22 protein-coding genes and 1 pseudogene are annotated in these 25,581 nt (G+C 42.7%); 7 read left to right on the top strand and 16 right to left on the bottom strand.

Features of this window, described 5'->3' with window-relative positions; genetic code table 11:
* Positions 1 to 63 precede the first annotated feature (63 nt).
* Complete coding sequence (locus ACUYLD_RS09185) at positions 64 to 1,455, bottom strand: amino acid permease (protein ID WP_076295092.1); 1,392 nt, start codon at positions 1,453 to 1,455, stop codon at positions 64 to 66.
* Positions 1,456 to 1,687: 232 nt separating this feature from the next.
* On the opposite strand from ACUYLD_RS09185, the gene ACUYLD_RS09180 reads away from it, so the two are divergent.
* Positions 1,688 to 2,617, top strand: a complete 930-nt coding sequence (locus tag ACUYLD_RS09180) for an L-lactate dehydrogenase (RefSeq protein WP_029517496.1) — start codon at positions 1,688 to 1,690, stop codon at positions 2,615 to 2,617.
* A 118-nt stretch (positions 2,618 to 2,735) separates the two neighbouring features.
* On the opposite strand, the gene ACUYLD_RS09175 is transcribed toward ACUYLD_RS09180, so the two are convergent.
* Positions 2,736 to 3,833: a DUF3900 domain-containing protein gene (locus ACUYLD_RS09175; protein ID WP_069289650.1), complete on the bottom strand. Its 1,098-nt coding sequence runs from the start codon at positions 3,831 to 3,833 to the stop codon at positions 2,736 to 2,738.
* Between the two features lie 275 nt (positions 3,834 to 4,108).
* Here ACUYLD_RS09175 and ACUYLD_RS09170 point away from each other — a divergent pair, with 275 nt between their 5' ends.
* Positions 4,109 to 5,326, top strand: coding sequence for an MFS transporter (locus tag ACUYLD_RS09170; protein ID WP_254349609.1), 1,218 nt, complete (start codon positions 4,109 to 4,111; stop codon positions 5,324 to 5,326).
* Between the two features lie 733 nt (positions 5,327 to 6,059).
* Positions 6,060 to 8,021: an endonuclease MutS2 gene (locus ACUYLD_RS09165; protein WP_446674844.1), complete on the top strand. Its 1,962-nt coding sequence runs from the start codon at positions 6,060 to 6,062 to the stop codon at positions 8,019 to 8,021.
* Positions 8,022 to 8,219: 198 nt separating this feature from the next.
* On the opposite strand, the gene ACUYLD_RS09160 is transcribed toward ACUYLD_RS09165, so the two are convergent.
* From ACUYLD_RS09160 to ACUYLD_RS09140, 5 genes and pseudogenes are all read right to left on the bottom strand, one after another.
* Entirely contained in the window at positions 8,220 to 9,122 is a 903-nt protein-coding gene (locus ACUYLD_RS09160) for an ROK family protein (RefSeq protein WP_254325541.1), read from the bottom strand.
* Positions 9,123 to 9,200: 78 nt separating this feature from the next.
* Positions 9,201 to 9,320: an HAD hydrolase family protein gene (locus ACUYLD_RS09155; protein ID WP_446674929.1), complete on the bottom strand. Its 120-nt coding sequence runs from the start codon at positions 9,318 to 9,320 to the stop codon at positions 9,201 to 9,203.
* Positions 9,321 to 9,474: 154 nt separating this feature from the next.
* On the bottom strand, positions 9,475 to 9,642 hold the full coding sequence (locus ACUYLD_RS09150; RefSeq protein WP_172828244.1) for a hypothetical protein: 168 nt from the start codon (positions 9,640 to 9,642) through the stop codon (positions 9,475 to 9,477).
* Between the two features lie 403 nt (positions 9,643 to 10,045).
* A pseudogene (locus tag ACUYLD_RS09145) lies at positions 10,046 to 10,280 on the bottom strand (MFS transporter); the annotation flags it as partial.
* Between the two features lie 41 nt (positions 10,281 to 10,321).
* Entirely contained in the window at positions 10,322 to 11,323 is a 1,002-nt protein-coding gene (locus ACUYLD_RS09140) for an ROK family protein (protein WP_446674843.1), read from the bottom strand.
* Between the two features lie 201 nt (positions 11,324 to 11,524).
* Between ACUYLD_RS09140 and ACUYLD_RS09135 the strand changes: the two genes are divergently transcribed.
* The gene (locus ACUYLD_RS09135; RefSeq protein WP_446674842.1) at positions 11,525 to 11,980 is read left to right on the top strand and encodes a DinB family protein; all 456 of its coding nucleotides are present in this window, start codon (positions 11,525 to 11,527) and stop codon (positions 11,978 to 11,980) included.
* A gap of 149 nt (positions 11,981 to 12,129) precedes the next feature.
* On the opposite strand, the gene ACUYLD_RS09130 is transcribed toward ACUYLD_RS09135, so the two are convergent.
* Entirely contained in the window at positions 12,130 to 13,086 is a 957-nt protein-coding gene (locus ACUYLD_RS09130; RefSeq protein WP_061828272.1) for a tyrosine-type recombinase/integrase, read from the bottom strand.
* Positions 13,087 to 13,815: 729 nt separating this feature from the next.
* Between ACUYLD_RS09130 and aiiA the strand changes: the two genes are divergently transcribed.
* From aiiA to ACUYLD_RS09115, 3 genes are all read left to right on the top strand, one after another.
* Complete coding sequence (gene aiiA, locus ACUYLD_RS09125) at positions 13,816 to 14,571, top strand: quorum-quenching N-acyl homoserine lactonase AiiA (protein WP_446674841.1); 756 nt, start codon at positions 13,816 to 13,818, stop codon at positions 14,569 to 14,571.
* Positions 14,572 to 14,640: 69 nt separating this feature from the next.
* Positions 14,641 to 14,775: a hypothetical protein gene (locus ACUYLD_RS09120; protein ID WP_268820037.1), complete on the top strand. Its 135-nt coding sequence runs from the start codon at positions 14,641 to 14,643 to the stop codon at positions 14,773 to 14,775.
* A gap of 763 nt (positions 14,776 to 15,538) precedes the next feature.
* Positions 15,539 to 15,706, top strand: a complete 168-nt coding sequence (locus tag ACUYLD_RS09115) for a hypothetical protein (RefSeq protein WP_007432475.1) — start codon at positions 15,539 to 15,541, stop codon at positions 15,704 to 15,706.
* A gap of 116 nt (positions 15,707 to 15,822) precedes the next feature.
* On the opposite strand, the gene ACUYLD_RS09110 is transcribed toward ACUYLD_RS09115, so the two are convergent.
* From ACUYLD_RS09110 to ACUYLD_RS09075, 8 genes are all read right to left on the bottom strand, one after another.
* Positions 15,823 to 16,869: a FecCD family ABC transporter permease gene (locus tag ACUYLD_RS09110; protein WP_061828269.1), complete on the bottom strand. Its 1,047-nt coding sequence runs from the start codon at positions 16,867 to 16,869 to the stop codon at positions 15,823 to 15,825.
* A gap of 1 nt (position 16,870) precedes the next feature.
* The gene (locus ACUYLD_RS09105) at positions 16,871 to 17,935 is read right to left on the bottom strand and encodes a FecCD family ABC transporter permease (RefSeq protein WP_446674840.1); all 1,065 of its coding nucleotides are present in this window, start codon (positions 17,933 to 17,935) and stop codon (positions 16,871 to 16,873) included.
* A 224-nt stretch (positions 17,936 to 18,159) separates the two neighbouring features.
* Positions 18,160 to 19,122 carry an ABC transporter substrate-binding protein gene (locus ACUYLD_RS09100; protein ID WP_446674928.1) on the bottom strand — a complete coding sequence of 321 codons (963 nt, stop codon included), beginning with the start codon at positions 19,120 to 19,122 and terminating at the stop codon, positions 18,160 to 18,162.
* A 56-nt stretch (positions 19,123 to 19,178) separates the two neighbouring features.
* Positions 19,179 to 20,894 (bottom strand): ABC transporter ATP-binding protein, encoded by a 1,716-nt coding sequence (locus tag ACUYLD_RS09095; protein WP_069080614.1) that lies wholly within the window; start codon positions 20,892 to 20,894, stop codon positions 19,179 to 19,181.
* A gap of 37 nt (positions 20,895 to 20,931) precedes the next feature.
* Positions 20,932 to 21,939, bottom strand: coding sequence for an ABC transporter substrate-binding protein (locus ACUYLD_RS09090; RefSeq protein ID WP_061828267.1), 1,008 nt, complete (start codon positions 21,937 to 21,939; stop codon positions 20,932 to 20,934).
* 219 nt (positions 21,940 to 22,158) lie between these two features.
* Complete coding sequence (gene rbsB, locus ACUYLD_RS09085; RefSeq protein ID WP_446674839.1) at positions 22,159 to 23,079, bottom strand: ribose ABC transporter substrate-binding protein RbsB; 921 nt, start codon at positions 23,077 to 23,079, stop codon at positions 22,159 to 22,161.
* 34 nt (positions 23,080 to 23,113) lie between these two features.
* A complete protein-coding gene (locus ACUYLD_RS09080; RefSeq protein WP_013310465.1) occupies positions 23,114 to 24,082 on the bottom strand; it encodes an ABC transporter permease subunit in 969 nt (322 codons plus the stop codon).
* A gap of 1 nt (position 24,083) precedes the next feature.
* Positions 24,084 to 25,565: a sugar ABC transporter ATP-binding protein gene (locus ACUYLD_RS09075; protein WP_029517485.1), complete on the bottom strand. Its 1,482-nt coding sequence runs from the start codon at positions 25,563 to 25,565 to the stop codon at positions 24,084 to 24,086.
* Positions 25,566 to 25,581: the final 16 nt, after the last annotated feature.

The following is a 25,581-nucleotide window of genomic DNA, read 5'->3' as shown; positions in this document are numbered from 1 at the left end:
GTCAAAAAAAACCGGACCTTCCACAAAAGTGCAGGATGCCGGCTCTTTTTATACTAGAATTTATTAAGATTTACGGTTCAACAAACTTTTGTGGTATCCATAGAAGAAATAGATCAACAATCCAAGCAGGAGCCACACAATGAATCCAATCCAAGTGCTAATATGAAGCTGAAGCATCAGACCGATGCAAACCAAAGCACTTAAAAGTGGGAGCAACGGAACCCACGGCACGGTAAAGCCTCTTTTCAAATCAGGGCGTTTCTTGCGCAGAACGATAACTCCTACCGATACCACAGCAAAAGCGAATAGGGTTCCAATACTCGTCAGATTGGTCAGTGCATGTAACGGGAACAATCCACTAGCCAATGCGATAATGCTGCCCACCAGCCAAGTGCTTCGAATTGGCGTTTGAGTTTTAGCATTTATTTTAGATAAAAAAACGGGTAAAAGGCCATCACGTGACATGGAGAAAATTAACCGCGTTTGACCATACAAGAGCACCAATAAAACGGTCGTCATCCCCGCAATCGCACCGACTGAAATCAATCCGGCTACGAAATCCTGATGAATAAAGCGGAGAGCAAACGCAACAGGATCACTTACCCCCAACTGCGTATAAGGTACCATTCCCGTTAGCACAACTGAAACCGCAATATACAGTACTGTGCAGATCGCTAGAGAAGAGATAATACCGATGGGCATATTCCGTTGCGGATTGCGAACCTCTTCGGCTGCAGTTGAGATGGCATCGAAACCCAGATAAGCAAAAAATACGATTGCCGCAGCACTCAAAACACCAGAAAATCCATAAGGCAAAAATGGTGTCCAGTTGTCAGGCTTAACATAAAAGATACCGATCCCAATAAATAGCAATACAACTCCGACTTTAACACAAACCATTATTAAATTGAATCGGACCGTCTCCTTGGCTCCGAGACTCAGTAACAATGTGATGAGCATAATGATACACACGGCTGGTAGATCAATAATGGTCCCCTTGGTCGAATCGAAGGCTGCGGTTAAAGCCAGCGGTAAATGTACATCAAATCCAGCCAGCAAGCCTTGAAAGTAAGCAGACCATCCACTACTCACAGAGGCGGCCGCCACTCCATATTCCAGAATTAGGTCCCACCCCAGTACCCAGGCCAAAATTTCTCCAAATACAATATAACTATACGCATAAGCGCTCCCAGCTGCGGGAACTGTAGATGATAGCTCCGCATAACATAAGGCTGCTAGTACGCAGGCAATACCTGCAATAACAAAGGAGAGCATCAATCCAGGACCTGCATTTTCTGCTGCTGCCTTGCCAGTAATAACAAAAATCCCGGTACCGATAATACATCCTACACCTAGCATGGTGAGATCAAAGGCACCCATTGTTCTCTTTAAGCGACCTGTAGATCCGCTTTCCTCATGCGGGAGCAGTCCTGTTTTTTTTCGAAATAAGTCCATATGCCGAATCCTCTTTCCATAATTTCATGCGTCAATATCGGTGCTGCAACGCTTTAGTGCGTGTTCTTATCATTCGATTAATTATTAGCGAGCTCGCCTTTGAAGTCAAGGAAAAATGTCATATTTCTTTGCGGTGGGTTAGTATATAGGGTACACTGAGTTGGAAAGATAAATTTTTAAGTAATATCCCAAAATGAAAAGGTATACAACCCGAGAAGGAGATGAGGATTTTATGAGCTTAAAACCTTACAAACGAAGTAGAGTGGCTATTGTCGGCATGGGAGCGGTTGGCACAACAACCGGCTACACCCTGCTGCTGCGCCAACGCATGCAAGAACTTGTCTTTATTGATGTCAACGTCAAAAAGGCGAAGGGGGAAATGCTCGATATGAATCATGGGCTTCCTTTTCTCGGCGGTGTCAAAGTATGGGCGGGTGATTATGAAGACTGCCGTAATGCAGATATCATCATTGTTGCAGCGGGAGCTTCACAAAAGCCGGGAGAAACACGTATTGATCTTCTCAAGCGTAATGCCGAAATTTTTGAAAGTATTATTGATAATATCGTCAAGGTCAATACACATGGCATTTTGCTGATCGCAACCAATCCAGTGGACATTCTCTCCTACATCTCTTGGAAACGCAGTGGTTGGCCTTCAAGCAGAGTCATTGGATCAGGAACGTTGCTGGACAGCGCACGCTTCCGCTATCTGATCGGGAAGCAAAAAGGCATCGATCCACGAAGCATCCACGCCCACATTATTGGAGAACACGGTGACTCCGAGTTACCTGTATGGAGCACAGCCAACGTAGCTGGAACTCCGCTTGAACTGGGTGAAGAAACGAAAAATGAAATTTTTGAAAATACCAAGAATGCTGCCTATGAAATTATAGATGCTAAAGGCGCAACTTCTTATGCTATAGGGCTGGCTCTCGACCGAATCGTAGCCGCCATTCTCGGTGACGAGGGGTCGGTACTTAATGTGTCCACCTTGCTGGAAGATTATAACGGAGTATCTGACGTATATTTAGGTGTTCCAAGTATCGTAGATCACAATGGGGTACGTGAAATTTTGGATCTTCCGCTCAATGACGAGGAACGTGCCAGGTTGCTTCAATCTGCGGACAAGCTGAAAGATCAAATTAGCAAAGTTCATATGTAGATCAGGAACATAAAAGCTAAACAAAACTGGCCTACACAGCGGTAATATCCGTTGAGAGGCCAGTTTTTTAGTCATTATAATGTAAAAGTTCAATTTGTCGTCTTGCTTTGCATTCGAATTACCAAGGTGGCGTATCGCCATCCTCATTTTCATGCTGGCGTTTCTCTTTTAGCCGCTCAGCCACCGTTTCAAACGATTCAGGTTGGAGCAACTCAATCGGTGAAAATCCCTTTTCAAACGTAAATGCATCGCCTTCAATAATAAGTGCATATCTATCATGAAGTTTCGTGATGTGCAGCTTGGCGCCAAAATCGGACAGTAGCCCACGCACGGCCGTATCATCTAGTTTAAAACGAACTTCAATTTCTGGTTTCAGCTCGACAATATGCTGTGCAGCCTCTACGACCTGAAGGGGTTCCCATTTCCCTTGCAAATCCCGTTTTTCGCTAGCCGCCCACAATTCCAGATCACGCTCTTCCTGCTGTCTTTCCTCATTAGATGCATCCGGCCATTTGGTTTCTACATAGTTCTGAACGAAGCCCATGACATGCTCATTGACAATTTCGGGCATGGATTGCTCATAGGTCACGAATTTCAAAAAATCTTCAAAATACCGGGCATGCGAAGACTGGTGAATTTTAAGCTCCCACTCATCGTTCATCCCCTCCTCAAGCATGTAAGGATACATGATGGATTTCATATTACGGGCAGAAATAGCCATTTCGACCTCACTCACCAGACTGCTTTCAGTAATTCTGGCAATTTTAGGTTCAAAATCACATTTAAGCACAAAAATAAACGGATCATCCGAGTGTGTATTCAAGGTAGCCTGTACAATGATCAGCGCTCCGCCGCGTACTGCGCTCGTATCCAGATACATCCGCACCAGATCGTCACAAGCATTTTTAAAATCTTCCTTATCCTCTGCTGCCCGCAGTCGGGCGAACATATTGAAATTCGGATTACTGCTCAATTCATGCTCCGGTTCGACGATAAAGCGGCCGATTTTGGTCGGTGCCTGCTCTGTGCTGGGATTTTTTTCAACCTTCCGCTTGCTAATACGAGTAAATTCCCCGTCCAGAAATTTTTTAACATCGCTTTCGTCATAATCGTAGTCGTCCATTGTAGCGTAATGCTTATAGGACTTACCACCCTGTCCTTCTTTTCCATCTACCTGAATTACAAAAAAAGATAAAAAATCCACTTGAAAGTTCATTTATGTTCCATTCGCTCCTTTTCAGGCATGTACGCGTAATTATATCACTATGATTTTAAAAGGTACATCGGATTCAGAGTCCTATTCCCGTCCTTAAGGATCATTGGCCTCTTTTTTTCCATGCTCTACTTTCTTCTTGGTTTCAAAAAACATTTGACTAAACAATAGTTAATTTATTATATTATCTATTATTATCTAGACAAAAATAAATTTTGTTTATTTAAAATGTTTTTCAAAGGGTTTGCGCCCTGAAAACAGGAAAGGAGAGTTTGTTGTTGTTTAAAAATCCATATATAAGGACCATTATCGCTTCCAATGCGCTGCTAAATTTGGGCATTTGGGTGCGCAACTTTGCCATACTGTTGTATGTAACAGATTTGACTCATAATGATCCCGTCTACGTATCGCTCATTTCGGTTGCTGAATTCATGCCTATTTTTCTGTTCGCTATCATTGGAGGAACATTTGCGGACCGTTGGCGGCCCAAACGGACTATGATTAGTTGCGATTTGCTATCCGCGGCCTCTATTTTTATTGTCTTGTTGGCATTATGGTACGGGTCATGGCAGATGCTTTTGCTGTCTACTTTCTTTTCGGCCATTCTATCTCAATTTTCTCAGCCGTCTGCAATGAAGATATTTAAGCAGCATGTAGCACCAGACCAGCTTCAGGGAGTGATGGCCCTTTTTCAATCTCTCATGGCATTATTTATGGTTATCGGTCCTGTTATCGGTACATTTATTTATCAACACTTTGGAATTTTCATTTCAATGTCTATAACCGGAATATTGTTTCTCATTTCGGCACTTGTCTTGACTCGTATTCCCCAAGATGAACAAGCACTTGAGATAGATGATCAACCCACTCATTTCATTCAAGAGCTTAAAGAAGGAATACGTTATGTATGGAATAACCGCACACTTCGCACGCTTGGGGGAACATTTACTGTAATTGGACTGGCGGTTGGACTTATTCAACCATTAATGATTTTTGTCGCCATCGAGAACCTTGGACAAAACAAGGAATTCCTGCAATGGCCATTAATGGCGAACGGAGCGGCTATGCTGGTGGGAGGCGGCCTGATTATGGGGGTTGCCAAAAAAGTACAGCCGCAATTGCTGCTGGTAGCCGGACTCTTGGTCAGCACACTGACAACCTGTGGTGTCGGATGGTCGCACAATATTGTGTTGACTATGGCACTACAAGTTTTCAGCGGCCTATTTTATCCTTGCATTCATATCGGTATCAACACGATGATGATGAAAAATGCCGAAGCTGCTTTTATCGGCCGCGTCGGTGGTGCCCTCTCTCCCCTGTTCTCCGGGATGATGGTCGTCGGTATGAGTATCGGCGGAACACTCAAACACGAATCCTCCCTGAACACTGTATATACCGTGAGCGCCGGTTTATTTTTGGTCGGAGCGATGCTGTTGTTACCATTGCTTCGTGACAGGCAGCCTGTACAAGCTGTCATAGCCGATGATTCTAAATAACAGCACAAGAAACCGCCCCTGGAGATATGATATGGCATCCTCCGGGGGCGGTTTCTTAATGTTTGTATCATGATTTCATACAGATTATGACTCTCTTTCTTCATGCTCTTGATTACAATTATAAGGATCATCATTCTCATTTAAAAAACATTGATACTGGGTATACATAATATACATTATGTTAATCTTATGATCCTCATTGTATCGAATTAAAGAAGTCGGCCTTGACTTCAACGCCTGTCCAATCGTATAGTATGGTTATATCTTCAATTAAGGGAGAGATTTTGATGTCGGTGAACGTTCTTAACTAAGCAATTGCATATTCAGGGAGTAACACCAGGCGCTTGCACCCTTCGGGGACAGGTTTGTTTCTTGCTGTGTTGTTATCCTGATATTAGTTAAGAACATGCGGATATCATAAATCGCCTTCGGGATTATCTTCATCCAGGCCTTATTCCGTGCTGTGTTCAGCACGGTTTTTTGTTTTCAGATTTTGTAACTTCCCTTTTAACGTTTCCATTCGATCCAAATAGCTTAGCAAAGAGCTGTTGCGTGAATGAATTGGAAACACGGAACTCGGAACTACAAAAGCTGTATTACAGGCTTATTTGTTGATAAATTCCCTCTTTCCTTAAGGGCGGAGAATGAACGTTTTGTTCATTCTCCGCCCTTTTTTATTTTAATAGCAAGTTTTCCAAAATCCTGACTACACAACTAAAGGAGAGATTTATTCATGAACGAAACTACAATGCTGCGATTGGAATATGATCAAATTAAAACAAGAGTTTCCGAATGTGCTTTTTCTTACCTAGGTAAGCATCACGCTGCTTCTATGTGCCCAATTACTGATATCCGTACCATTAAGATTCGTCTTGACGAAACCAACGAAGCGTTACAGATCATTCGCCACGGAGCAAGCGTCCCTGTTCCTTCGTTGGAAGGAATGGAGCACATTCTTCAACTGCTCGGAACCGGGTATATGTTCAGCGAGCGTGATTTTTCTCATATGGCTCAATTCATTCGAAGCTGCATTCAACTCATAAAATATATGCATTCCAAGGCGGACGCTGCTCCAACCGTCAGCGCTTATGCATCTTCCATGTATAGCATGGAGCCACTTCTATCCGAAATCGAAAGATGTATTCATTCGGGACGTGTGACGGATATCGCCAGTAAAGAACTAGCTAAAATTCGCAAAAAAATTGCGGTTACTGAAGAACGCATCAAGAGAAAACTTGACTCTCTCACAAGCCGTCACCGATCCATTATGCAGGAAAATATGATTAGTCAGCGCAATGGCCGTTACGTGCTTCCTATCAAAAAAGAATTCCGTAAACAAGTGAAAGGCAATGTACTGGATGAATCGGGAAGTGGTCAGACGGTTTACGTTGAACCTGCCGAAATCACGAATCTGCAATTCGATCAGAGCGCAAACATGGCAGAAGAATCTAAAGAAGAAATGAAAGTGCTGGGAGACCTGACGGCAATGGCCGAGTCATACAACCGGGAACTAAGCATCAATACAGAGACTGTAGGTGTACTGGATTTTTTATTGGCAAAAGCCAAATACGCCATGACTCTGGATGCTGTCCCTGTCGAACTTAACCTTGACGGGATTATAGACATCCAAGGTGCACGTCACCCATTGATGTCCAATACCATGGTGCCGCTTGATTTCTCAATTGGTGAAGGATATTCCTCACTCATCATCACTGGACCGAACACAGGCGGAAAAACGATGGCCCTTAAAAGCGTCGGTCTATTAACACTAATGGTGCAATCTGGGCTACTGGTACCTGTTTTGCATGGTAGCCGAATGGCTGTATTCGAGGAAATTGTGGTAGATATCGGGGATGGACAAAGCATTGAACATGCTTTGAGCACCTTTTCTGCACACATCCGCAACATGATTAGCATTTTAGAAACAACAGGAAACTCTACTCTGATTCTGATTGATGAAATGGCATCCGGCACCGATCCAGGAGAAGGAGTAGGCCTCTCTATCGCGTTGCTAGAAGAATTCCATCGCCGCCGAGCGACAGTAGTGGCTACAACGCACTTTAGCGAAATCAAGCATTTTGCTGAAAACACACCGGGATTTCAGAATGCTCGTATGGAGTTTGATACCGAAACGCTACAACCTTTGTACCGACTTCGCATTGGAGAGGCCGGAGAAAGCTATGCATATGCAATTGCCTTGAAGCTGGGCATGTGGACACGTATTATCGAGCGTTCTGAGGCCATTTCTGCAGGCAGAGCGTCTCGGAATACACAGGAATCGTTTGTTATTCCCCCTTCTGTAGATGATGAAAAGTCTGATGATGCAAATAAGCCTTTCCCTAAAAAAGAAGCTTTAGACCAGACAGTCACAAAACGGGGTAAACAAGAAATTCCTCTCAAAACCAAGCCTTTTGCCCTTGGCGATAGTGTTTATGTAGGCTATCTGGATCGAACTGGAATTGTATACAAAACCGAGGATGAACGGGGTAATGTCGGGATTTTGATCCAAGGACAGAAGCTAACCATGAACAAAAAGAGGCTCGTCCTTCACATCGCTGCTACTGAATTGTATCCTGACGACTATGATCTGGATATTGTTTTAGAAACCAAGGAAAACCGCAAAAAACGAAAACTGCTGGGACGTAAGCATGTCGAAGGACTGATGATTGAATCTCCCCCGGAAAATGAAATATAGACGCATGCGTATATTCTCAACTGAAAAATAAGCTATTTTATATTGTCAGTGAAACTTGAATCTGCAAGTGGACACTTGATAAGAGTGATTCACTTGCAGATTTCACCACACTAAAAACATAATATATATTATGTAAACTATATGCTTCCTTATTAGACAGGACAAGATAAATCAGACATGGAAATATAACTTTTGTTATCATTCAAGATGATAGGTTTGTTTGTAGTTATATATAGCACCTAGCAAATTCGCTTCATTGCCTAATTTACTTTGCTCAATATCTGCACGCACAAAATTTAAGATCGAATCTAGATAAAGTTTCTCTAGTTCTTCTTTAATAGTAATAACCAGTAAAGGATTTGCAGATATGCCTCCCCCAATTACAAACTTTTCAGGGTCAAGAATCGTTTGCAAATTAATAATTTGTGTTGCGATGTTCCTACAGTATTCTTGAAAAATCGCTTGGACCGTGTGATCACCTTCTTCAATGAGCTTGAATACTTTTTCACCTGTCATAGAATCTGCAGGAAGCCCTTTAGCTTTGGCAACAGTTTTAGATAATACAGAACTACTCCCTTGCATACCAAGCAAATAATCAACATTGTCTGCATACTCATTGTTAGTTCTGATGAAGGAGAATTCCCCAGCCGATAAATGATGGCCTTTCAGCAATTTACCTTGAGAGATGATTCCACCGCCCATTCCGGTTCCAACGACCAGAACAACACCATCAGCGATTCCCTGTAATGAACCACACCATGCTTCTCCCAGAGCAGCGCATTTTCCATCATTTTCAATTGCTACGGGTAAATGAAACGCTTTCTTAAAAACTTCGATCATATTTATATCATTTATATATCTTAATGAACCGCCATGCACCATGTGACCGCTTGCTGAATCCACAATACCTGGCATGCTGACAGCTATACCTTCACATTCATCTATAAACTGATTATGAATTTGCTTCAAAGCTACAAGTAGATTCTCAAGTGAGTCCAATGGAGTTTTAACTTTCCCCTTACACATAAACTCACCTTGAAAATACAAACTAAATTTAATAAAAGAGCCGCCAATATCAAAAACCAGTATTTTATTTTTCATGCTACGTATAGTCCTTTCATGATGCAATTTGGGGTCTTATCAATAACGATAATTAACATTATTGCTTTTGTAAATCCATCATTTTTTTATCGTTAATAAGTCACCGTTTTCTTCGTTGGATTTAGTGATAAAACTGGTTGCATTTTTAATGTTCTCACATGCGTTTTTCATAGCAAAACTATATTTTGCTATACTCATAAGTTCCACATCATTTTTACCATCTCCAAAAGACATGGTCGACATCGAAAGTGCCACTATTATTCAGAAAAGTACCATCCAGATCACTTACCACCAGTTTAAACATATATAAATCCTCCCTTAATATATAAGCTCTTTATTAGCCAAGTTTAATTTACGGCTTTTCATTTTCTTTCCATGGATCAACATCAAAATCTCTATTAAAATCTTCAAACATTCGTGCTGCAAGCTTTTGAACATGAGGAGAATGAGCCAAACTACTGATCATGAAGTACATAATGATTAAAATTATGATACATGAGATACCTTCTATCGCCCACACAGTCGCACCTCCTTATTCCGTAAATCCAACTTAGTGCCAGAATTTGATCCATTTAATAGGTGCATTGCATATTCTGCATTCTGCACACTTATTAAATTAATTAATTAAACATGTTAATAAAGCGAGTAAAAAAAGCTTCTTTATTAAGTGGACATAGAAAGTTATTCAAAAAAATCATCGATGGAGCGGTAAGGTTTTACTTCCCTAGGCTGCCCGGATAATACTAAGCACCAATAAGTACCAACCCATATAACTGAGCAAAGTAAAATCAGTGAGATCATAGAGTGCCCTCGCTTTCTCTTTTAGGTTACACGTTTACTTTAGCTGATGAAACGCGTTTCAGGTCAAGTGATAATTTCTATTAACCCTTCATAATTCTCTTTTTCAATGTACGATTCACTTGCTAGGAATTGAACAGCATAAAAAGAAGGAAACAATGACGGCAATCGGGGAAAATCTATGCTTGCCTGAGAAGTTAAAACCCCAAAAACGGGAGGGAGTAATGTTGTTCCTGTATAAGCAACTGACATTTGGTATCCCATGAGTTTGGAAGAATTCTCTTTACCAAACCGAGTTGGCGTTTCATGAAGAAGTCCAGGGTAAATCGGTGCAAGTCCTAACCCAATAAGAATAAACCCATTTCTCTCCTCCTCTCCTCTCTTCACTACACATATATACATTATTTAAAGACAATGATCGGACGTTCCAATTCTTTTAGAGTTAACCCTCTCAGCCCTGTTTTAAAATCTTCATAAAATAAATCTGAGAGTATAACGTCAGGATACAAAGGCATCTTATGCTTAGATTTGTAGGATTCTAAAAAATGAAAGAAAGACACTTCTTCTATATTCTCTCTATAGATCACAATTCGGTCAGGATCAAATACAGATTGTAATATTCGGATAATTTCACATATACTATTAAAGAAAACTTCTGTTCCTTTGCTTTCATCCCAAACTATCGACGGAATGAATTTGATTTCACCAGCCAATCCATGTTTGCCTTTTAACACCCCATTTCGCAAATAAATTCCCATCCCTGGTGGAGAATTCTCAGGAAAATAAATAGCCAGCACACATTGATCTTCATCTATTTGTTCTCTATAGACGTATCCACATACAGCGGCATTTACGTCATTCTCCACAATAACCGGCAAACCAAATTTGCTTTGCACATCCTCTGCTAACCGAATTCCATTTAACCTTTCATGACTGCTGACTGTAATTTCTCCATTTACAGATTGTCCCGGGATTCCTATACCAATAACTTTGATGGAGGGATAGTGAGAAATGATGTCTTGAATCGTGGAATAAAATTGTGTAGCATTAAAAATTTGAAAGGGATGCTCTTCTTTCATCAGAACGTCCTCATTTAAATTAACTACCGTGGTATTGACAACATCCGTCCCTTGTTTTTCATTAATATGTATAATCAGTGCTAGACTATACTCATAATTAAAACGATAGGTTAACGCATGCCTGCCTCCGTTTGAAGGGACAATTTCATCTTCAAATATTTCTCCATTATTAAGCAATTCCTGCATAAGCGTATTGATAGTTACCACACTTAAATCAGTTAATGCGGCTAGTTGGGGTTTTGTTGTCTTATTGATCTGTTTCAATACTTTTCGAACCAGGTTCAGATTTATTTCTTTAATTAAATTTGTATTAGCTTTTTCCATACATAGCACCTTCTTTCTATAAAATCATGAAAGCACTTCATAAACCATGTTTATAAAGCACTTTTACTAATTTTGCAGCAAAATATTACCTTAGTCAAGGCAATATCGTACTAGCCTTTATTTCACCATTGCTTTCCAGCTTATTCTGAATTATTCTAATGCTAATCATAAGACGATCGCTAAAATAAGGAGGCTAATCAATTGAAGAATGCTGTTGAAGAACTGGCAAGGATCATCGAGGATTATGAAAAAGAATTTTTTTCGATCACAGAACATGAATTTAATGCCAAACCGTTCTCGGAGAAATGGTCCAAAAAAGAAATACTGGGACATCTGTGCGACTCCGCTTCTAATAATCAGCGAAGATTTATCATGATTAAGCATTCAACATCCCCTATCAAAATTGAATCGTATGCGCAAAATGAATGGGTGGCAGCTAATCAGTATCAGGAAGTGTTCTCTTACGTGGATGTCATACATCTATGGAAACTATTGAATAAGCAAATCATAAATGTATTAAACTCATGTACATCATTCGATTCTAAGAAAAGATTTCAAAAAGATGACCACTCCACCGAAACATTACAGTGGCTAGTCGACGATTATATTCAGCATTTGCGGCATCATTTGGAGCAAATCATTCAAAAACAAGACTAACGCTATGAAAAAGAATACTACGTTTATGATCGTAATGACCTAAAGCCGTTGATGTGATTTTCAAGTCAGGATGTAATTCTGCCCAATGAGTTTACATAATAATTATTATGTAAACTCATTTTTATTTAATCTCAACTTTCATGTTATACTCACAATCCTGATATTGGTATCTGAATATCCAGCTTATCCATTGCTTTTTCTTTTTCCCGATCAGTGACATGTGTATATACTGTGGTTGTCTGAATGGATGAATGCCCCAGTAGCTCCTGCACGGTACGCAGATCTGCTCCCTTACGTAATAGCATTGTCGCAAATGTATGTCTCAGCTTATGGCTGGAATATGCCTCCCGGCGTTCCATACTCTTATCTTGCTGGAATCGTTCGAACGTTTCTGTAGCGATCTGTTGAATGGTGCGCACTGCCAGACGGCGGCCTTTTTGGGATACGAACATCGCATCCTCTTTACCTCTCCACGGCGTCAATCTTTCCTCCAACGCATGCTCTACAAAATCACACACGGCTTCCGGTACCGGGAGAGTACGCCACTTACGCCCTTTACCAAACACATCTAAGGTACGTCTTTCTCGGCTATAATCCGAGACATTCAATGAATGAACCTCCCCCACCCGCAATCCCATGTAGACCATCAGCAGAAAAATAGCCATATTACGATTTGCATATTTCCCCTCCACCGCGAGCAAAAACGGATGAATATCCTTTTCATCCAGATAGACGGGCATACGATTCTTTTCAGTCTTTGCTTTTTTAATTCCCGCTGCCGGATTTGTGCTGCATAACTCAAATTCCTGTAGCGCTTTAAAGAAACTGTTCACCGCTGCATGCTTCCGGTTCCGCGTACTATCTCCGGCGCCTCCCTCCCGCGCTTTAGACAAATACGACATAACATGAATCTTCTTCACCTGATCGAGTGGTTTTTCACGCAACGTCCGTAAAAACTGCTTCACATCCCCCATATAATTTTTTTGCGTATGTATCGTATATCCCGCATCCTTCATCCAGATCAAAAAAGCTTCCAGCTCCTCAGTATATATTTCATCAATTTCTTCAGTTGTATCGAGCTCCACATGTCGCATCTCTTTTTTCATCTCGCTCGCCTCCAATTCAGTTCATATTCCGAAATATACTGTAAAACGATCATTTTCGTCTGATTTTTATCGACAATCCAATCGACATCTTATGCAGGAGGGATTCTAAAAGTCGTTTTAAACCTAAACAGCGTATAATTTATATTATACGCTGTTTTTTTAGCGCTTTTCAAGGGCAAATAGAGCGTTTTTCCTCTTGTCCAGCCTGGTATCTGCCTTCAAGCAGACATTTCAAAGCACTTAACGGCGTGGCATAGGGTCAGAGGGGGTCGATCCCACAATGTAGACAAATTAAAACACGCTCAAGAAAAGTTCACCTAATGTAATTCATTCATATCCAAAACAAAACTAAATAGCCAATAGTCTTGCATGCGGCCCCACTTCTCTACTTCATCAGCAAGCTGGGGGGCGCTGCTCTCGATCGGTAGCAGTCAAAATCGCCATAGATCCAGCTTCTGGGCAAATTTCGAGCAGTGTGTAGAAACAGTCTTGTTCACAGGAAAAGTATGGACTGGCCTGCCTGACGGCAAATTTCTACTGGACGCCTACATGCTTTTCATTTAAACTATTAAAAATTAATTTTCGAAAGAGTGAGATTACAACGACAGCACGAGGCTCCAGCACCCGGATCTTACAAACGAAAATACAAACATCACTTTCCGTCAGCCGAAACCCCGATTAATAACTACATAATAATTATTATGTAAACTACGATTGGAGGATGATTGTATGATTAACAGATTGTACTGGTTACCGATCGGTCAGCTTGATATTGATCGTTCCTCACTCAACCATCATGCACAGCCCGGTGAACTGGTGCGCCTGCAAATCTGGTCGTATCTGCTGGAGACAGATCACGGTCCGATTCTCATTGATACCGGTATGCCGGATTCGTTTATCGACAATCCAAATTATTTTAAAAGTACACCGTTTGAAGGGCGCTTCATTCCCCATATGTCAGCCGATGATAGTATCGTGGCTGTACTGGATCGGATCGGCTATCAACCGGACGATATCCATGCCATCGTAATCTCTCATATGCATATGGATCATGCCGGAGGCAATCCGCATTTTCCAAATACACCGATTTATGTGCAGCAGACCGAAGCAGACGCTGCGATCGGTAATCTGGAGTATGCGCCACCGGAATGCGTGCAGGCGGACTTGAATTACCGACTGCTTCAAGGGGATCATGAGCTGGTTCCAGGTTTGCAACTGTTCTATACTCCGGGGCATTCGCCGGGTCATCAGTCCGCGTTGGTCACAACAAAGGAATCGGGTCCGGTCATGCTGACGATTGATGTTGCCTACACGCAGGAGAATTACACAAACGACGTGCCGTTTGACGGCTTTGACCGTGAACAGGCACGTCAGTCAATCGCCCGCATTCAGCAGATTGTGCAGGAGGTTAAGCCGAATCTGTTGTTCTTCGGTCATGATCCTGAGCAGGTAGTCGTTCAGCCGGTATATCCACAATACAAATAATGATGATAAAGCAGCTATTTCTCCACCATTCCGGATCTTATCGGTCTGGGGTATGAAGAAATTGGTATTATGAATGCACACAAAATAGACGTATCCGAAGCCGTGCTTCATTCGGATCACGGCTTCCAGTATACGTCTACGGCGTACAACACACGACTTGAAAAGTTCGGCCTCAAAGGCAAGTGGTGCGGACTGGCAGAATAGTCGTAATTCAGCCAGTTCCCCCCATGATCTCAATTTCTTCATTCGATTTTTAAATAATCATTATTGTATCTCCCCACTTCAAAAATGTTATAGCCTCTTAATCTTTTCTTTTCATTAAGTAGTTGTAATGACTCCGACATTTAGAACTGCAAAATTTGGTTAACTGAGCTCGCTAATATGGAATAAACCAATGATTGCATTGAATACAACTTTGCAGTTCTAGTTGCTCCCCCCATAGCTTTCAGCAAACTGATAAGTGATTCCATATACATTCGCTTTAACTGTTCGGGTTCATCTATAAATTCAGTATGTAAATGCTGATCTTCAGAAACCTAGCTAACTTTTAAGCGCACAAATTGATTTTCTGCAAATACACAATTGATCCTTTGTATTAACTCGCTATTAAGCCCCTGCTTGTTCAGAACAGCCTGAGCAATATCCAATACGCTCCTTACTGACAAATATTCCAAATGGATTAATACACTTAATCCGTTTATATCAAAAAAACAATTATATACATGAAGTTAATTACGCCTAATCCCCTGTTATCGCTAGCATCAGGAAGTATATCTAAGAACTCATGGGGTGAGTCGCTGTCGACACGGCATGGATGATGAGAAAAAGCAATTTGCTGTCTCGCTCCGTTTTCCCTTGATCATCCAGCACGATATACTTAAAGAAGTCGAAAGGCAAACTTAAATTCAGCCTATGCTCATTTCAAAAATGTAGGTTTATTCATGACAAAGGGAGTGTTCATTTATTTATGAGTACCGAAATGCTGGAACGTCGAAGTGAAATTCTAAAACGAAACATCCATCAGTTGCTGGTTCAGGAAAATCAACACGGCGTGACACGTCAGGAAAATTACACGTTGCATAAAATGATCAGAGAGCTGCATCAAACCTCTCATGCCTTGAATACTTCCCGTTGAGATGAAAGGCTGCTAAATTAAATGAAACAAATAACCTTCAGCCCCACTTCCTTAGTGGTGTTGAAGGTTATTTGTTTGCGTAGCCTTTAATTGACAGGTGGTACTCTTTCGTGACGTTACCCTTTGGAGCGACTCAACAGGTATAAGAAGTATGGCGCACCAATGATGGCTACAATTAAACCTGTCGGGATTTCTTTCTGTAAAGGTAAGGATCGTGTGATCGTATCCGCTACAAGTACCAGGAGTGCTCCGACTAAAGCACAGGTTACCAGCAGCATTTTATGCTTCGGCCCCACCAGCTTTCTCGCCAAATGTGGAGCCACCAAACCTACAAAGCCGATACCGCCACTAACCGAAACACTAGAACTGGCCAATCCAACCGCAGCAGCGAGAAGGAGAATACGTTCCTTTTCGATAGCTGTACCCAACCCCGATGCCGTCTGATCTCCCAGATTAAGCACATTCATCACATTTGCTTTGTAGTATGCGAAAGGAAGCAATACAATCAGCCAAGGCAACAGAGCCATCACGAATTTCCAGTTTGAGCCCCAGATGCTTCCTGCTAACCAATTAGCTACAAACGTGTAACTTTCGGGTGTCAGCTTAAGAGTCATAATGATCATCGCAGCACTGATACCCGCCGCTACGCCAATTCCGCTCAGCAGTAGCCTTGTCGGAGAAATTCCTTCACCTTTCTTGTAAGAAAGCGCGTAGATGAGAATAGCAGCTGCTCCTGATCCAATCAGTGCAAGGGCGGGAAGTAAAAACAATGAATTCGTAGTTTGCATAGATGGAAAAAGCAATACAAACAGCATGACCATCAACCCGGCGCCTGCATTAATGCCTAGAATACCAGGGTCCGCTAGGCCGTTACGCGAAACCCCCTGCATGATGCAGCCAGAAACAGCGAGACCTGCACCGATAAGAAGGGAAATAACCATTCGTGGCAATCGGAATTCAAATAGGATTAATTCCTGCTGTGGAGTCCCTTGTCCAAACAAGGTTCTAAATAGCTCCATTGGCGAAAGCCGGATGGTTCCCGTATTCGCACTTATGGTGAACGCAGCAATGAGCAATACGAGCAGAATGACTACAACCATCCAATCATGTATTTTTTTACGATGACTAGCTTTGGCAATAGCCCCATTCGTAACGTTATTCATCTTACAGTGCCCTCCTTTCTTTACGTGCCAGATAAAGGAAGAACGGAACCCCAATTAAGGCAATAAGTACGCCCACCGGTGTTTCCTCAGGTGCGTTAATCATACGGGCTGCCAGATCGGCAAACACAATGAGTAAAGCTCCCATAATGGCCGAGCATGGAATAATCCAGCGATAATCGACGCCAACCAGCTTGCGGGTTATATGGGGAATAATCAATCCCACGAAACCTATAGAACCCACCAACGACACCGCTGCACCCGCCAAAATCAGAACAAGAATCATTCCAACTACCTTTACCACCCCAGTTCGCTGACCAAGGCTCAACGCAATTTCGTCTCCCAAACTAAGCAGCGTAATGGAGCGCGACAACATGAGAGCACCGATAAAAGCTGCCACAACCCAAGGCAAAACTATACCGAGCTGAACCCACTTGGTTCCACTAAGCCCTCCGGCATACCAAAAGGCCAAATCCTGTCCAACATCAAAGTACAAACTGATCGCATCTCCTAAGGCAGACAGCAATGCTGTAACAGCTGCACCCGCCAATACAAGACGAACTGGCGTAAGACCTGATTTGGATATGGAGCTTGTACCATATACCATCACAACAGCCAGAGCTGCACCAACAAAGGAATACAACATTAACTGTAAAAAGGAAGAGCCAGGAAAAAGGGCAAAGCAAATCGCCATCGCCAAGCTGGCTCCCGAGTTCAATCCAAGCAAGCCCGAGTCAGCAAGCGGATTCCGGGTCATTCCTTGCATAATTGCACCTGCTACGGCAAAACAAACTCCAATTAAAACCCCACCCAGAATCCGAGGCAGACGGATTTCCCAAATAATTTGATGATTTTGAAACTGAGGATTAAAATGGAAAATAGCGTTCCATACCTCTTCCAGCCTAATTGAGGCTGCACCAAAAGATAGAGATAGCGCGATACCGAACGCTAAAAGTCCAAGCCCAACTGTCAGGATAAGCGAAGCCGCCCAAGGCCGCGAGTGGAATTGAGTCGGCGACTGGTTATGATTACTTTGAGCGGGGCTATCCGATGATTCTGATAATTTCATAACTATTGTTCACCCTTACTGTTGAATAGTATGTAGCTATCACGAACTGTGTTGAAGATGATGTTGATAATGAGAATTATTATCATGCAATCTTTACTATTGTAAATTAATGTGGCAACGGCATCAATAGCAAATTTCGAAGAATGCCTAATACTCTGCCCTATTGTGAACAAATAAAGCCCTTCGGCATAAATACCAAAGGGCTGCCAACAACACCGAAGCGACTACTTCTGTGTGGCGTTCTCTTTATTCCGCTGGACGATCAAATCTGCGATTTCTTCAGCTTGCCCTACAATGGCAATGGGATCGAAGTACCAATATCGATCCTCCTGGAGCTCAAAAACCTTACCTTGCCGGACTGCATTCAGTGATTTCCATATGCTGTCTCCTTCGTAACCGCTCAAATCCTTGTTAACCGTCAGAAAGATATAAGAGCCAGCATATTGATTAATGACTTCTTTTGACACCGATTTCCATTGAGTCTCACCAAATAATTCTTTTTGGACAAGCGGCGGAGGTGTCAAATTCAGTCCTTTGTATACCGCCTGTCCTCCTCTGCCAAAATTATCGCCATATACATAGTATTCTTTTTCCGAAGCTTCCATTACGGTGAAAGTATCTCCAGGCTGAACAATTCCCTTTAGCTTGTCACGTGCAGCCTGCATCCGCTGATCGTATTGGGCAAGCCATGTTTTGGCTTCCTGTTCTTTTCCAAGCAGCTCACCAAAAGCTGTCAGTTCCTCATGAACATTCTTGTACGTTCCATAAGGAATGACGATGGTCGGAGCAATTTTACTATATTTTTCATATTCATGAGCATCTTTGGAACCAATCAGAATCAAGTCAGGCTCCAGAGCCAATACTTTTTCAATGGATACGCTGCCGCGATCTCCAATGCTTGCAATGCCCTGCACAAGCTCCTTCGAAAACGGATTATCCAGATAATATTTAACACTTCCCACAGGTTTAATTCCTAGTGCTAATAAATCATTCTGGTACATATCTACAACAATCCGCTGAGGGTGAACCGGTATTTTAATATCTCCATGAATCGTTTTGACTGTTTTCATTTCCTCTGACTTTTGTTCGCTAGATATTTGATTCTGCTTTTCATCCGGTTGCTTTACATTTCCACCACAGGCGGTAAGAGCTAAAATGACTGACAGAAGCATCATTACAATCCACATTTTCTTTGTCAAACCTGTTCATTCCTCTCTCTATTTACGGTGTCATATTGGCCTATTTACGTTCCGTATTGAGCTTGGTGCAGGCGGCTATATGCCCCTTTTACTGCCAATAACTCTTCATGTCTGCCTTGCTCGGCAATCCCTTGATCTGCAACTACGATAATGCGGTCAGCATTTTTGATCGTTGCCAGACGATGCGCGATAACGAGTGTCGTACGGCCTTGGGATAGCTCTGTCAGCGCTTGCTGAATCGCGGCTTCTGTCTCTGTATCCAATGCTGATGTTGCTTCATCTAAAATAAGAATTGGCGGATTTTTAAGGAACATCCGGGCAATAGACAAACGTTGCTTTTGACCACCGGAGAGCTTCACACCTCGCTCACCGATCATTGTATCCAGACCATCCGGATATGAGCGAACAAGGTCTTCAATCTGAGCTCGACGAGCAGCATCCCAGATTTCTTCTTCCGAAGCATCAAGCTTACCGTAAGCAATATTTTCACGAATCGTTCCATCAAAGAGGAATACATCCTGCTGTACGATACCAATCATGGATCGCAGCGATTCCAGCTTCATTTCACGGATATCCATTCCATCAATAGTAATGCTACCTTCCTCGACATCGTAGAAGCGAGGCAACAAACTGCAAAGTGTCGTTTTACCTGCTCCTGAAGGACCCACAAGTGCTACGGTTTCACCCGCATGGATAGATAGGTCCACTTTGCGTAATACCTTATCTTTGTTTTCGTAACCAAACGTTACACCTGCAAATTGAATATCTCCATTAAGATGGCTAACCGCCTTGGCCCCAGGCAGATCTTCTACATCCGATTCACTTTCCAGCAAATCCAGGTACCGTCGGAAGCCGGCAATCCCTTTCGGATACGTTTCGATGACAGAATTAATTTGTTTAATCGGCCCCAGGAATACATTAGACAGCATTACAAATGCAATAAATTCCCCGTAGGTCATCTGTCCTTTAATAACAAACCATGTTCCACATACTAGCACAAACAATGAAACCAGCTTCATTAGTATAAAACTAATCGAGGAATTCCAGGCCATAATCCGGTACGCGATCAGCTTCGTTTTACGGAAACGCCCATTATTTTCAGCAAACCGTTCCATTTCATGTGCTTCGTTGGAGAACGCTTGAACAACACGAATCCCACTTACATTATTTTCAATACGAGCGTTATAATCCGCAATATCAGAAAACATACGATGGAATGCAGCAGACATTTTACGGCTGAAATAAAGAGACAAGTAAATCATGAGGGGTACAATGATGAAAGTCAGTACAGCCAGCTTCCAGTTAATACCGAGCATGATACCAAAGGCTCCCCCCAGTGTCATCAACGCGATGAACAAATCTTCGGGTCCGTGGTGGGCAATTTCCCCAATATCCATTAGATCGTTGGTCATACGTGAAACGAGATGCCCTGTTTTGTTATTGTCAAAAAAACGAAAAGATTGCTTTTGTACCCGATCAAACAACTTTTTACGCATGTCCGATTCGATGTTAATGCCCAGCTTGTGTCCCCAATAGGTAACCACGTAATTCAGCGCAGCACTTATGACATAAATACCGAGTAGAGCCAGACAGGCATATAAAATCCATTTCCAGTTCCCGCTGGGCAGCAAATCATCGACCACCCGGTTGACTGCAAGCGGAAAAGCTAACTCCAGCAGTGCAGCCAGCAAGGCACAAGAGAAATCAATGATGAACAAAGTCCGGTAAGGACGGTAGTATTCAAAAAATCGTCTAAGCATGGTTATGACTTCTCCTCTCTTATTTCAATTGAACTGATCACTTCGGATCAACGGAAAACATTTTAACAGCCTCATCGAGTGATTGGTCAACGGCTAGCGGTGAGTAGGTAAACCACGGATCGGCTTTGATGAAATACACTTTGTGGTTTTTGACAGCCGGGAGATTTCTCCACAATGCACTTTGCTCAATTTGCTTAAGCATTCCGTCCTTGCTCGCTTCATCATAAACCAGCATAATAATTCGGTCTCCTGATAGTTCAGGTAACTTTTCCATTGAAATAACATCATAGACATAATTAAATCTCGGGTCCTTCGCCAGCTTCTGGCGTATGTACTCAGGAGGATTCAATTCCAGTGAACGGTAAATAACATGTCCTACATTCCGCGCTCCATATACCCTTAACACATTCTTATCGTAGGCCATATAAATCGTAACCGTTTCATCTTTTTTGAATTTTCCAACCAGCTTCTTTCGACCTTCCTCAGCCTTTTTGTTGAAACTAGCGATCCACTGCTCGGCTTCCTTGTCCTTACCCAGCACGGCTGCGACACTCCGCAGTTGCTCAAATACATCGCCTTCTCCAAACGAAACGACTACGGTTGGAGCAATTTTCTCTAGCTGCTCCTTCACTTCGGGCGTGGTATATTCTGTTGTGATGATCAGGTCCGGTTGTAACTCCAGCACCTTTTCTACATTTGTCGGGTTCCCAATATCCGCAACTCCGTCAATCTTACCTTTTAAATAGTCGCCTTCCAACAAATGGGAAGCAGCACCTGCAGGCTTAACTCCCAAGGCCAGCATAGCATCCAAATATTGTGTCGTGACAACTCGCTGTGGATTTGCAGGGATACTGATCTTATTGCCAGTGGCATCAGTATATTCGCGCATAACAACCGTCTTGGATTGCCCGGAAGGATCATTAGTGCTGGTCTTGTCGTTTGTCTGGTTGTTGCTAGCTGCGTTTCCACATGCACTCAATACAACCATCAAAAGAACCACAAGACAAAGCGTGGATTCCCATTTTAATCTGTACCTTTGTTGCACAATATACGTCCTCCTTAGATATATACAATTCATAATATGATAGTGATTCTCATTATCATACAATTGTTATTCTATCTTTTACCGTCTCTTCTTACAATACAAAAATAAAAAACTTCCATTTATGTGTATGTATCGTCATCGTAGAATAGCAAAAAAAAGGACTGATGCGCATTACAGCATCAGTCCGAATAGCTTAATATGTTGGGTCAAGCGCCCATTTTATTTCGATTGATCCACTAACTCCAGCTTAGCGGGAATTGATGTTTTCACGGTTTTACCTTGAAGTACATCCTTGGCTGCCTGTACCGCCAATTGACCAATAAGCTCGGGTTGCTGAGCTACGGTGGCTGTCAGTTTCCCTTCCTTAATTGATTTAAGCGCATCCTCGTTACCGTCAAAACCGATGATTGGAATGTTCTTACCTGAGCTTTGGATTGCTTCGATCGCACCCAACGCCATTTCATCATTGTGGGCAAATACTGCCTGAACGTCCGGGTTGCCTTGCAGCAGATTTTCCATCACGTTCAAACCTTTGGTCCGATCAAAATCGGCGGATTGTTTGGCAATGACTTTCAGATCCTTATCTGCTACTTCATGAAATCCTTTTCCGCGTTCACGGGTAGCGGATGCTCCTGGAACACCTTCCAGTTCAATCACCTTGGCACCTTTTCCAACTTGATCAATCACATATCTGGCAGCCATTCGTCCTCCCTCTACGTTGTCTGAAGCGACGAGTGCTTTTACATCGCCTTTGTCAGCAGAACGATCCAGTGTAATAACCGGGATGTTCAATGCATTCGCTGATTGTACCACAGTGGAGATGGCCGACGAATCTGTCGGATTAATGAGCAACGCGTTTACTCCCTGTTGAATCAGATCATCCACGTCATTACTTTGTTTCGCCGAATCATTTTGTGCATCCACAACAATGACCTGCATTCCTTGTTTTTTGGCCTCTGCCACAACTCCGTCTTTGAGAGATACGAAGAATGGATTATTCAGTGTTGAGATCGACAAGCCGATTTTGATGTCCTTCAGGTTCGCGGCCGCTTTAGGTTTCGCCCATTCGGGCGGTTCCAAGGAACACCCTGTCATGAGCAGGAGCAGCAATGCAGTCATGATTAATGTAAGCTTTTTCATATTTATGTGTCTCCTTCTACGCAGATTAGGTGTATTATGCGGATTTTTTACGGTCAATCAATACAGCAATAGCGATGACTATCCCTTTTACTACCATTTGATAAAATGAGTTAACCCCCAGCAAGTTCAAGCCATTGTTTAGTGTACCGATGATAAGCACACCAATTAACGTACCTACGATTCGTCCGCGTCCTCCCGAGAGACTTGTTCCACCTAATACGACAGCCGCAATGGCGTCCAATTCATAAGAAGTACCTGCTGTCGGTTGCGCCGAGTTCAAACGTGAAGTCAAGATAGCTCCCGCCAATGCGGAGAGCATTCCAGCAAGAGAGTAAATCCAAATTTTTACACGCGGCACTTTAATACCAGATACAATCGAAGCCTTCTCGTTACCACCAATGGCATACGTTTTACGTCCGAATGGTGTTTTATGCAAAATGATCCATAGGACAGCAAAGGTAATAAGCATCGTAATCGCTGGAACCGGAATACCGAACTGATAGCCACGACCGAACAATTGAAATACCAGACTGTCCCCGAGTCCTGTAATAGGGTTACCATTGGTATAAACGAGTGTCAATCCTCTGAAAATGGTCATGGTTGCTAGTGTAGCGATGAACGGAGCCATTTTACCCTTCGTAATCATCAAGCCGTTGACCATCCCCATCACGCCACCCAATGCACAGCCGATGATAATCGCCAAAATAGGATCGAACCCGGCCAGCATCATATTTGCGACAAACGCACTGGATAGTGCTAATATGGAGCCGACTGACAAATCTATTCCGCCTGTGAGAATAACGAAGGTCATACCGAACGCAATCAACGCATTAATGGATACCTGGCGCAATAAATTCAAAATATTAAGCGGTTCCAAAAAGCTGGGATTTAAGACCGATACGATAATCACCAAAATAATGAGTCCCAACAACGGGCCAAGCTTCTGTGTGATTTGTGACATTTGAAAGCCTTTGCTGCTTTTTGATTCATTCATAGTTGTCATATTACTGTCCTCCTGTAGCTAGCGTCATAATATTTTCTTGTGTGGCTTCTTCCCTGCTCAGCTCTCCGCTGATCTTTCCCTCGTGCACCACGACAATACGATCGCTCATGCCGAGTACCTCAGGGAGTTCCGAGGATACCATGATAATCGCGACTCCACGTTCGGTCAGCTCGTTCATCAACTGGTAGATTTCCCGCTTGGCTCCCACATCCACACCTCTCGTCGGTTCGTCAAGAATGAGTACATTTGGACCAATACCTACCCATTTGGCAATAACCACCTTTTGCTGATTACCACCTGACAAACTGCGAACCGTTGTTTCACCCGATTGGGTTTTAATTTGTAAGCGCTTAATTAAAGTGTTAACAAAATCCAACTCTTTTTTACCTGAAATAAATCCTTTTGAGGTAAAGCTAAAGAGATTTGGCAGCACCATATTTTCCCGAATGGAAAAATCCAGAACCAAGCCCTCATCTTTTCGGTCTTCTGTAATGAAGCCAATCCCTAGTTTCACCGCGTCATCCGGCTTGCGAATAGTCACCTTTTTTCCACGTACATGGATCTCACCACGATCCAAAGCATCCAGTCCAAATAACGCCCTCATGATCTCGGTTCGTCCCGAGCCCATCAAGCCTGAAAAACCTACAATTTCACCAGACCGCACAGTAAAATTCACATTTTCAAACAAGCCTTTATGCGTGGCATTTTTGACCTCCAGCACCACTTCTCCCAAAGCGGGCGTTCTTACCGGATAGCGTTCAGTCAGCTCTCTACCTACCATTTTCCGTACAACTTCATCAAAATTCGTATCGGGAATCGCCTGAGTATCCACCGTTTTCCCGTCACGCATGATGGTAATCCGATCACAGATCGCGAATATCTCCTCCATCCGATGTGAAATATACACGATCGAAACACCATCTTTTTTCAAAGAAGTAATAACCTCGAACAGCTTCTGAATTTCACGTTCGGTTAAGGCGGCTGTCGGCTCATCCATCACGATAACTTTAGCATCCGTCATGAGTGCTTTGGCTATTTCAATCATCTGCTGTTGACCCACTGAACACTCGCCTGCTTCACCGTTTAATGGAAGGTTTACCGAAAGCTTGCTGAATTGCTCATTTGCTAACGCTTTCATTTTAGAGCTGTCTAGTAAGCCCCACTTGGATGTCATTTCCTTGCCGATAAACAGATTTTCCAGCACTGTCATCTCCGGCCACACATTCAGTTCCTGGTGAATAAAAGCAATTCCTTTTTGCTCCGCTTCTTTGGGGTCGGCAAAATAGGTTTCCTGGCCGTCAATGATGATCGTTCCCTCATCTCGCCGATGCAGTCCGATTAAAATATTCATCAGCGTTGATTTTCCTGCACCATTTTCACCCATGAGGGCATGTACTTCTCCTTCACGAAGATCAAAGTCAACACCACTCAGTACCTGATTGGTTCCAAAGGCTTTGTGAATTCCTTTCATTTGAATCTGCATGCTGTACCCTCCTTTT

It is taken from the genome of Paenibacillus sp. SER-28 (assembly GCF_052906305.1).
This window is presented reverse-complemented; position numbering and strand designations above follow the sequence as displayed.

Bases quoted from the DNA above. Each gene is read 5' to 3' on its own strand.
- ACUYLD_RS09110 (WP_061828269.1), bottom strand. From the start codon at position 16,869: ATGAATAACGTTACGAATGGGGCTATTGCCAAAGCTAGTCATCGTAAA.
- ACUYLD_RS09080 (WP_013310465.1), bottom strand. From the start codon at position 24,082: ATGACAACTATGAATGAATCAAAAAGCAGCAAAGGCTTTCAAATGTCA.
- ACUYLD_RS09115 (WP_007432475.1), top strand. From the start codon at position 15,539: ATGAGTACCGAAATGCTGGAACGTCGAAGTGAAATTCTAAAACGAAAC.
- ACUYLD_RS09105 (WP_446674840.1), bottom strand. From the start codon at position 17,935: ATGAAATTATCAGAATCATCGGATAGCCCCGCTCAAAGTAATCATAAC.
- ACUYLD_RS09165 (WP_446674844.1), top strand. From the start codon at position 6,060: ATGAACGAAACTACAATGCTGCGATTGGAATATGATCAAATTAAAACA.
- aiiA (WP_446674841.1), top strand. From the start codon at position 13,816: ATGATTAACAGATTGTACTGGTTACCGATCGGTCAGCTTGATATTGAT.
- ACUYLD_RS09120 (WP_268820037.1), top strand. From the start codon at position 14,641: ATGAATGCACACAAAATAGACGTATCCGAAGCCGTGCTTCATTCGGAT.
- ACUYLD_RS09100 (WP_446674928.1), bottom strand. From the start codon at position 19,122: ATGTGGATTGTAATGATGCTTCTGTCAGTCATTTTAGCTCTTACCGCC.
- ACUYLD_RS09130 (WP_061828272.1), bottom strand. From the start codon at position 13,086: ATGAAAAAAGAGATGCGACATGTGGAGCTCGATACAACTGAAGAAATT.
- ACUYLD_RS09075 (WP_029517485.1), bottom strand. From the start codon at position 25,565: ATGCAGATTCAAATGAAAGGAATTCACAAAGCCTTTGGAACCAATCAG.
- ACUYLD_RS09180 (WP_029517496.1), top strand. From the start codon at position 1,688: ATGAGCTTAAAACCTTACAAACGAAGTAGAGTGGCTATTGTCGGCATG.
- ACUYLD_RS09155 (WP_446674929.1), bottom strand. From the start codon at position 9,320: ATGAGTATAGCAAAATATAGTTTTGCTATGAAAAACGCATGTGAGAAC.
- ACUYLD_RS09175 (WP_069289650.1), bottom strand. From the start codon at position 3,833: ATGAACTTTCAAGTGGATTTTTTATCTTTTTTTGTAATTCAGGTAGAT.
- ACUYLD_RS09095 (WP_069080614.1), bottom strand. From the start codon at position 20,894: ATGCTTAGACGATTTTTTGAATACTACCGTCCTTACCGGACTTTGTTC.
- ACUYLD_RS09140 (WP_446674843.1), bottom strand. From the start codon at position 11,323: ATGGAAAAAGCTAATACAAATTTAATTAAAGAAATAAATCTGAACCTG.
- rbsB (WP_446674839.1), bottom strand. From the start codon at position 23,079: ATGAAAAAGCTTACATTAATCATGACTGCATTGCTGCTCCTGCTCATG.
- ACUYLD_RS09160 (WP_254325541.1), bottom strand. From the start codon at position 9,122: ATGAAAAATAAAATACTGGTTTTTGATATTGGCGGCTCTTTTATTAAA.
- ACUYLD_RS09185 (WP_076295092.1), bottom strand. From the start codon at position 1,455: ATGGACTTATTTCGAAAAAAAACAGGACTGCTCCCGCATGAGGAAAGC.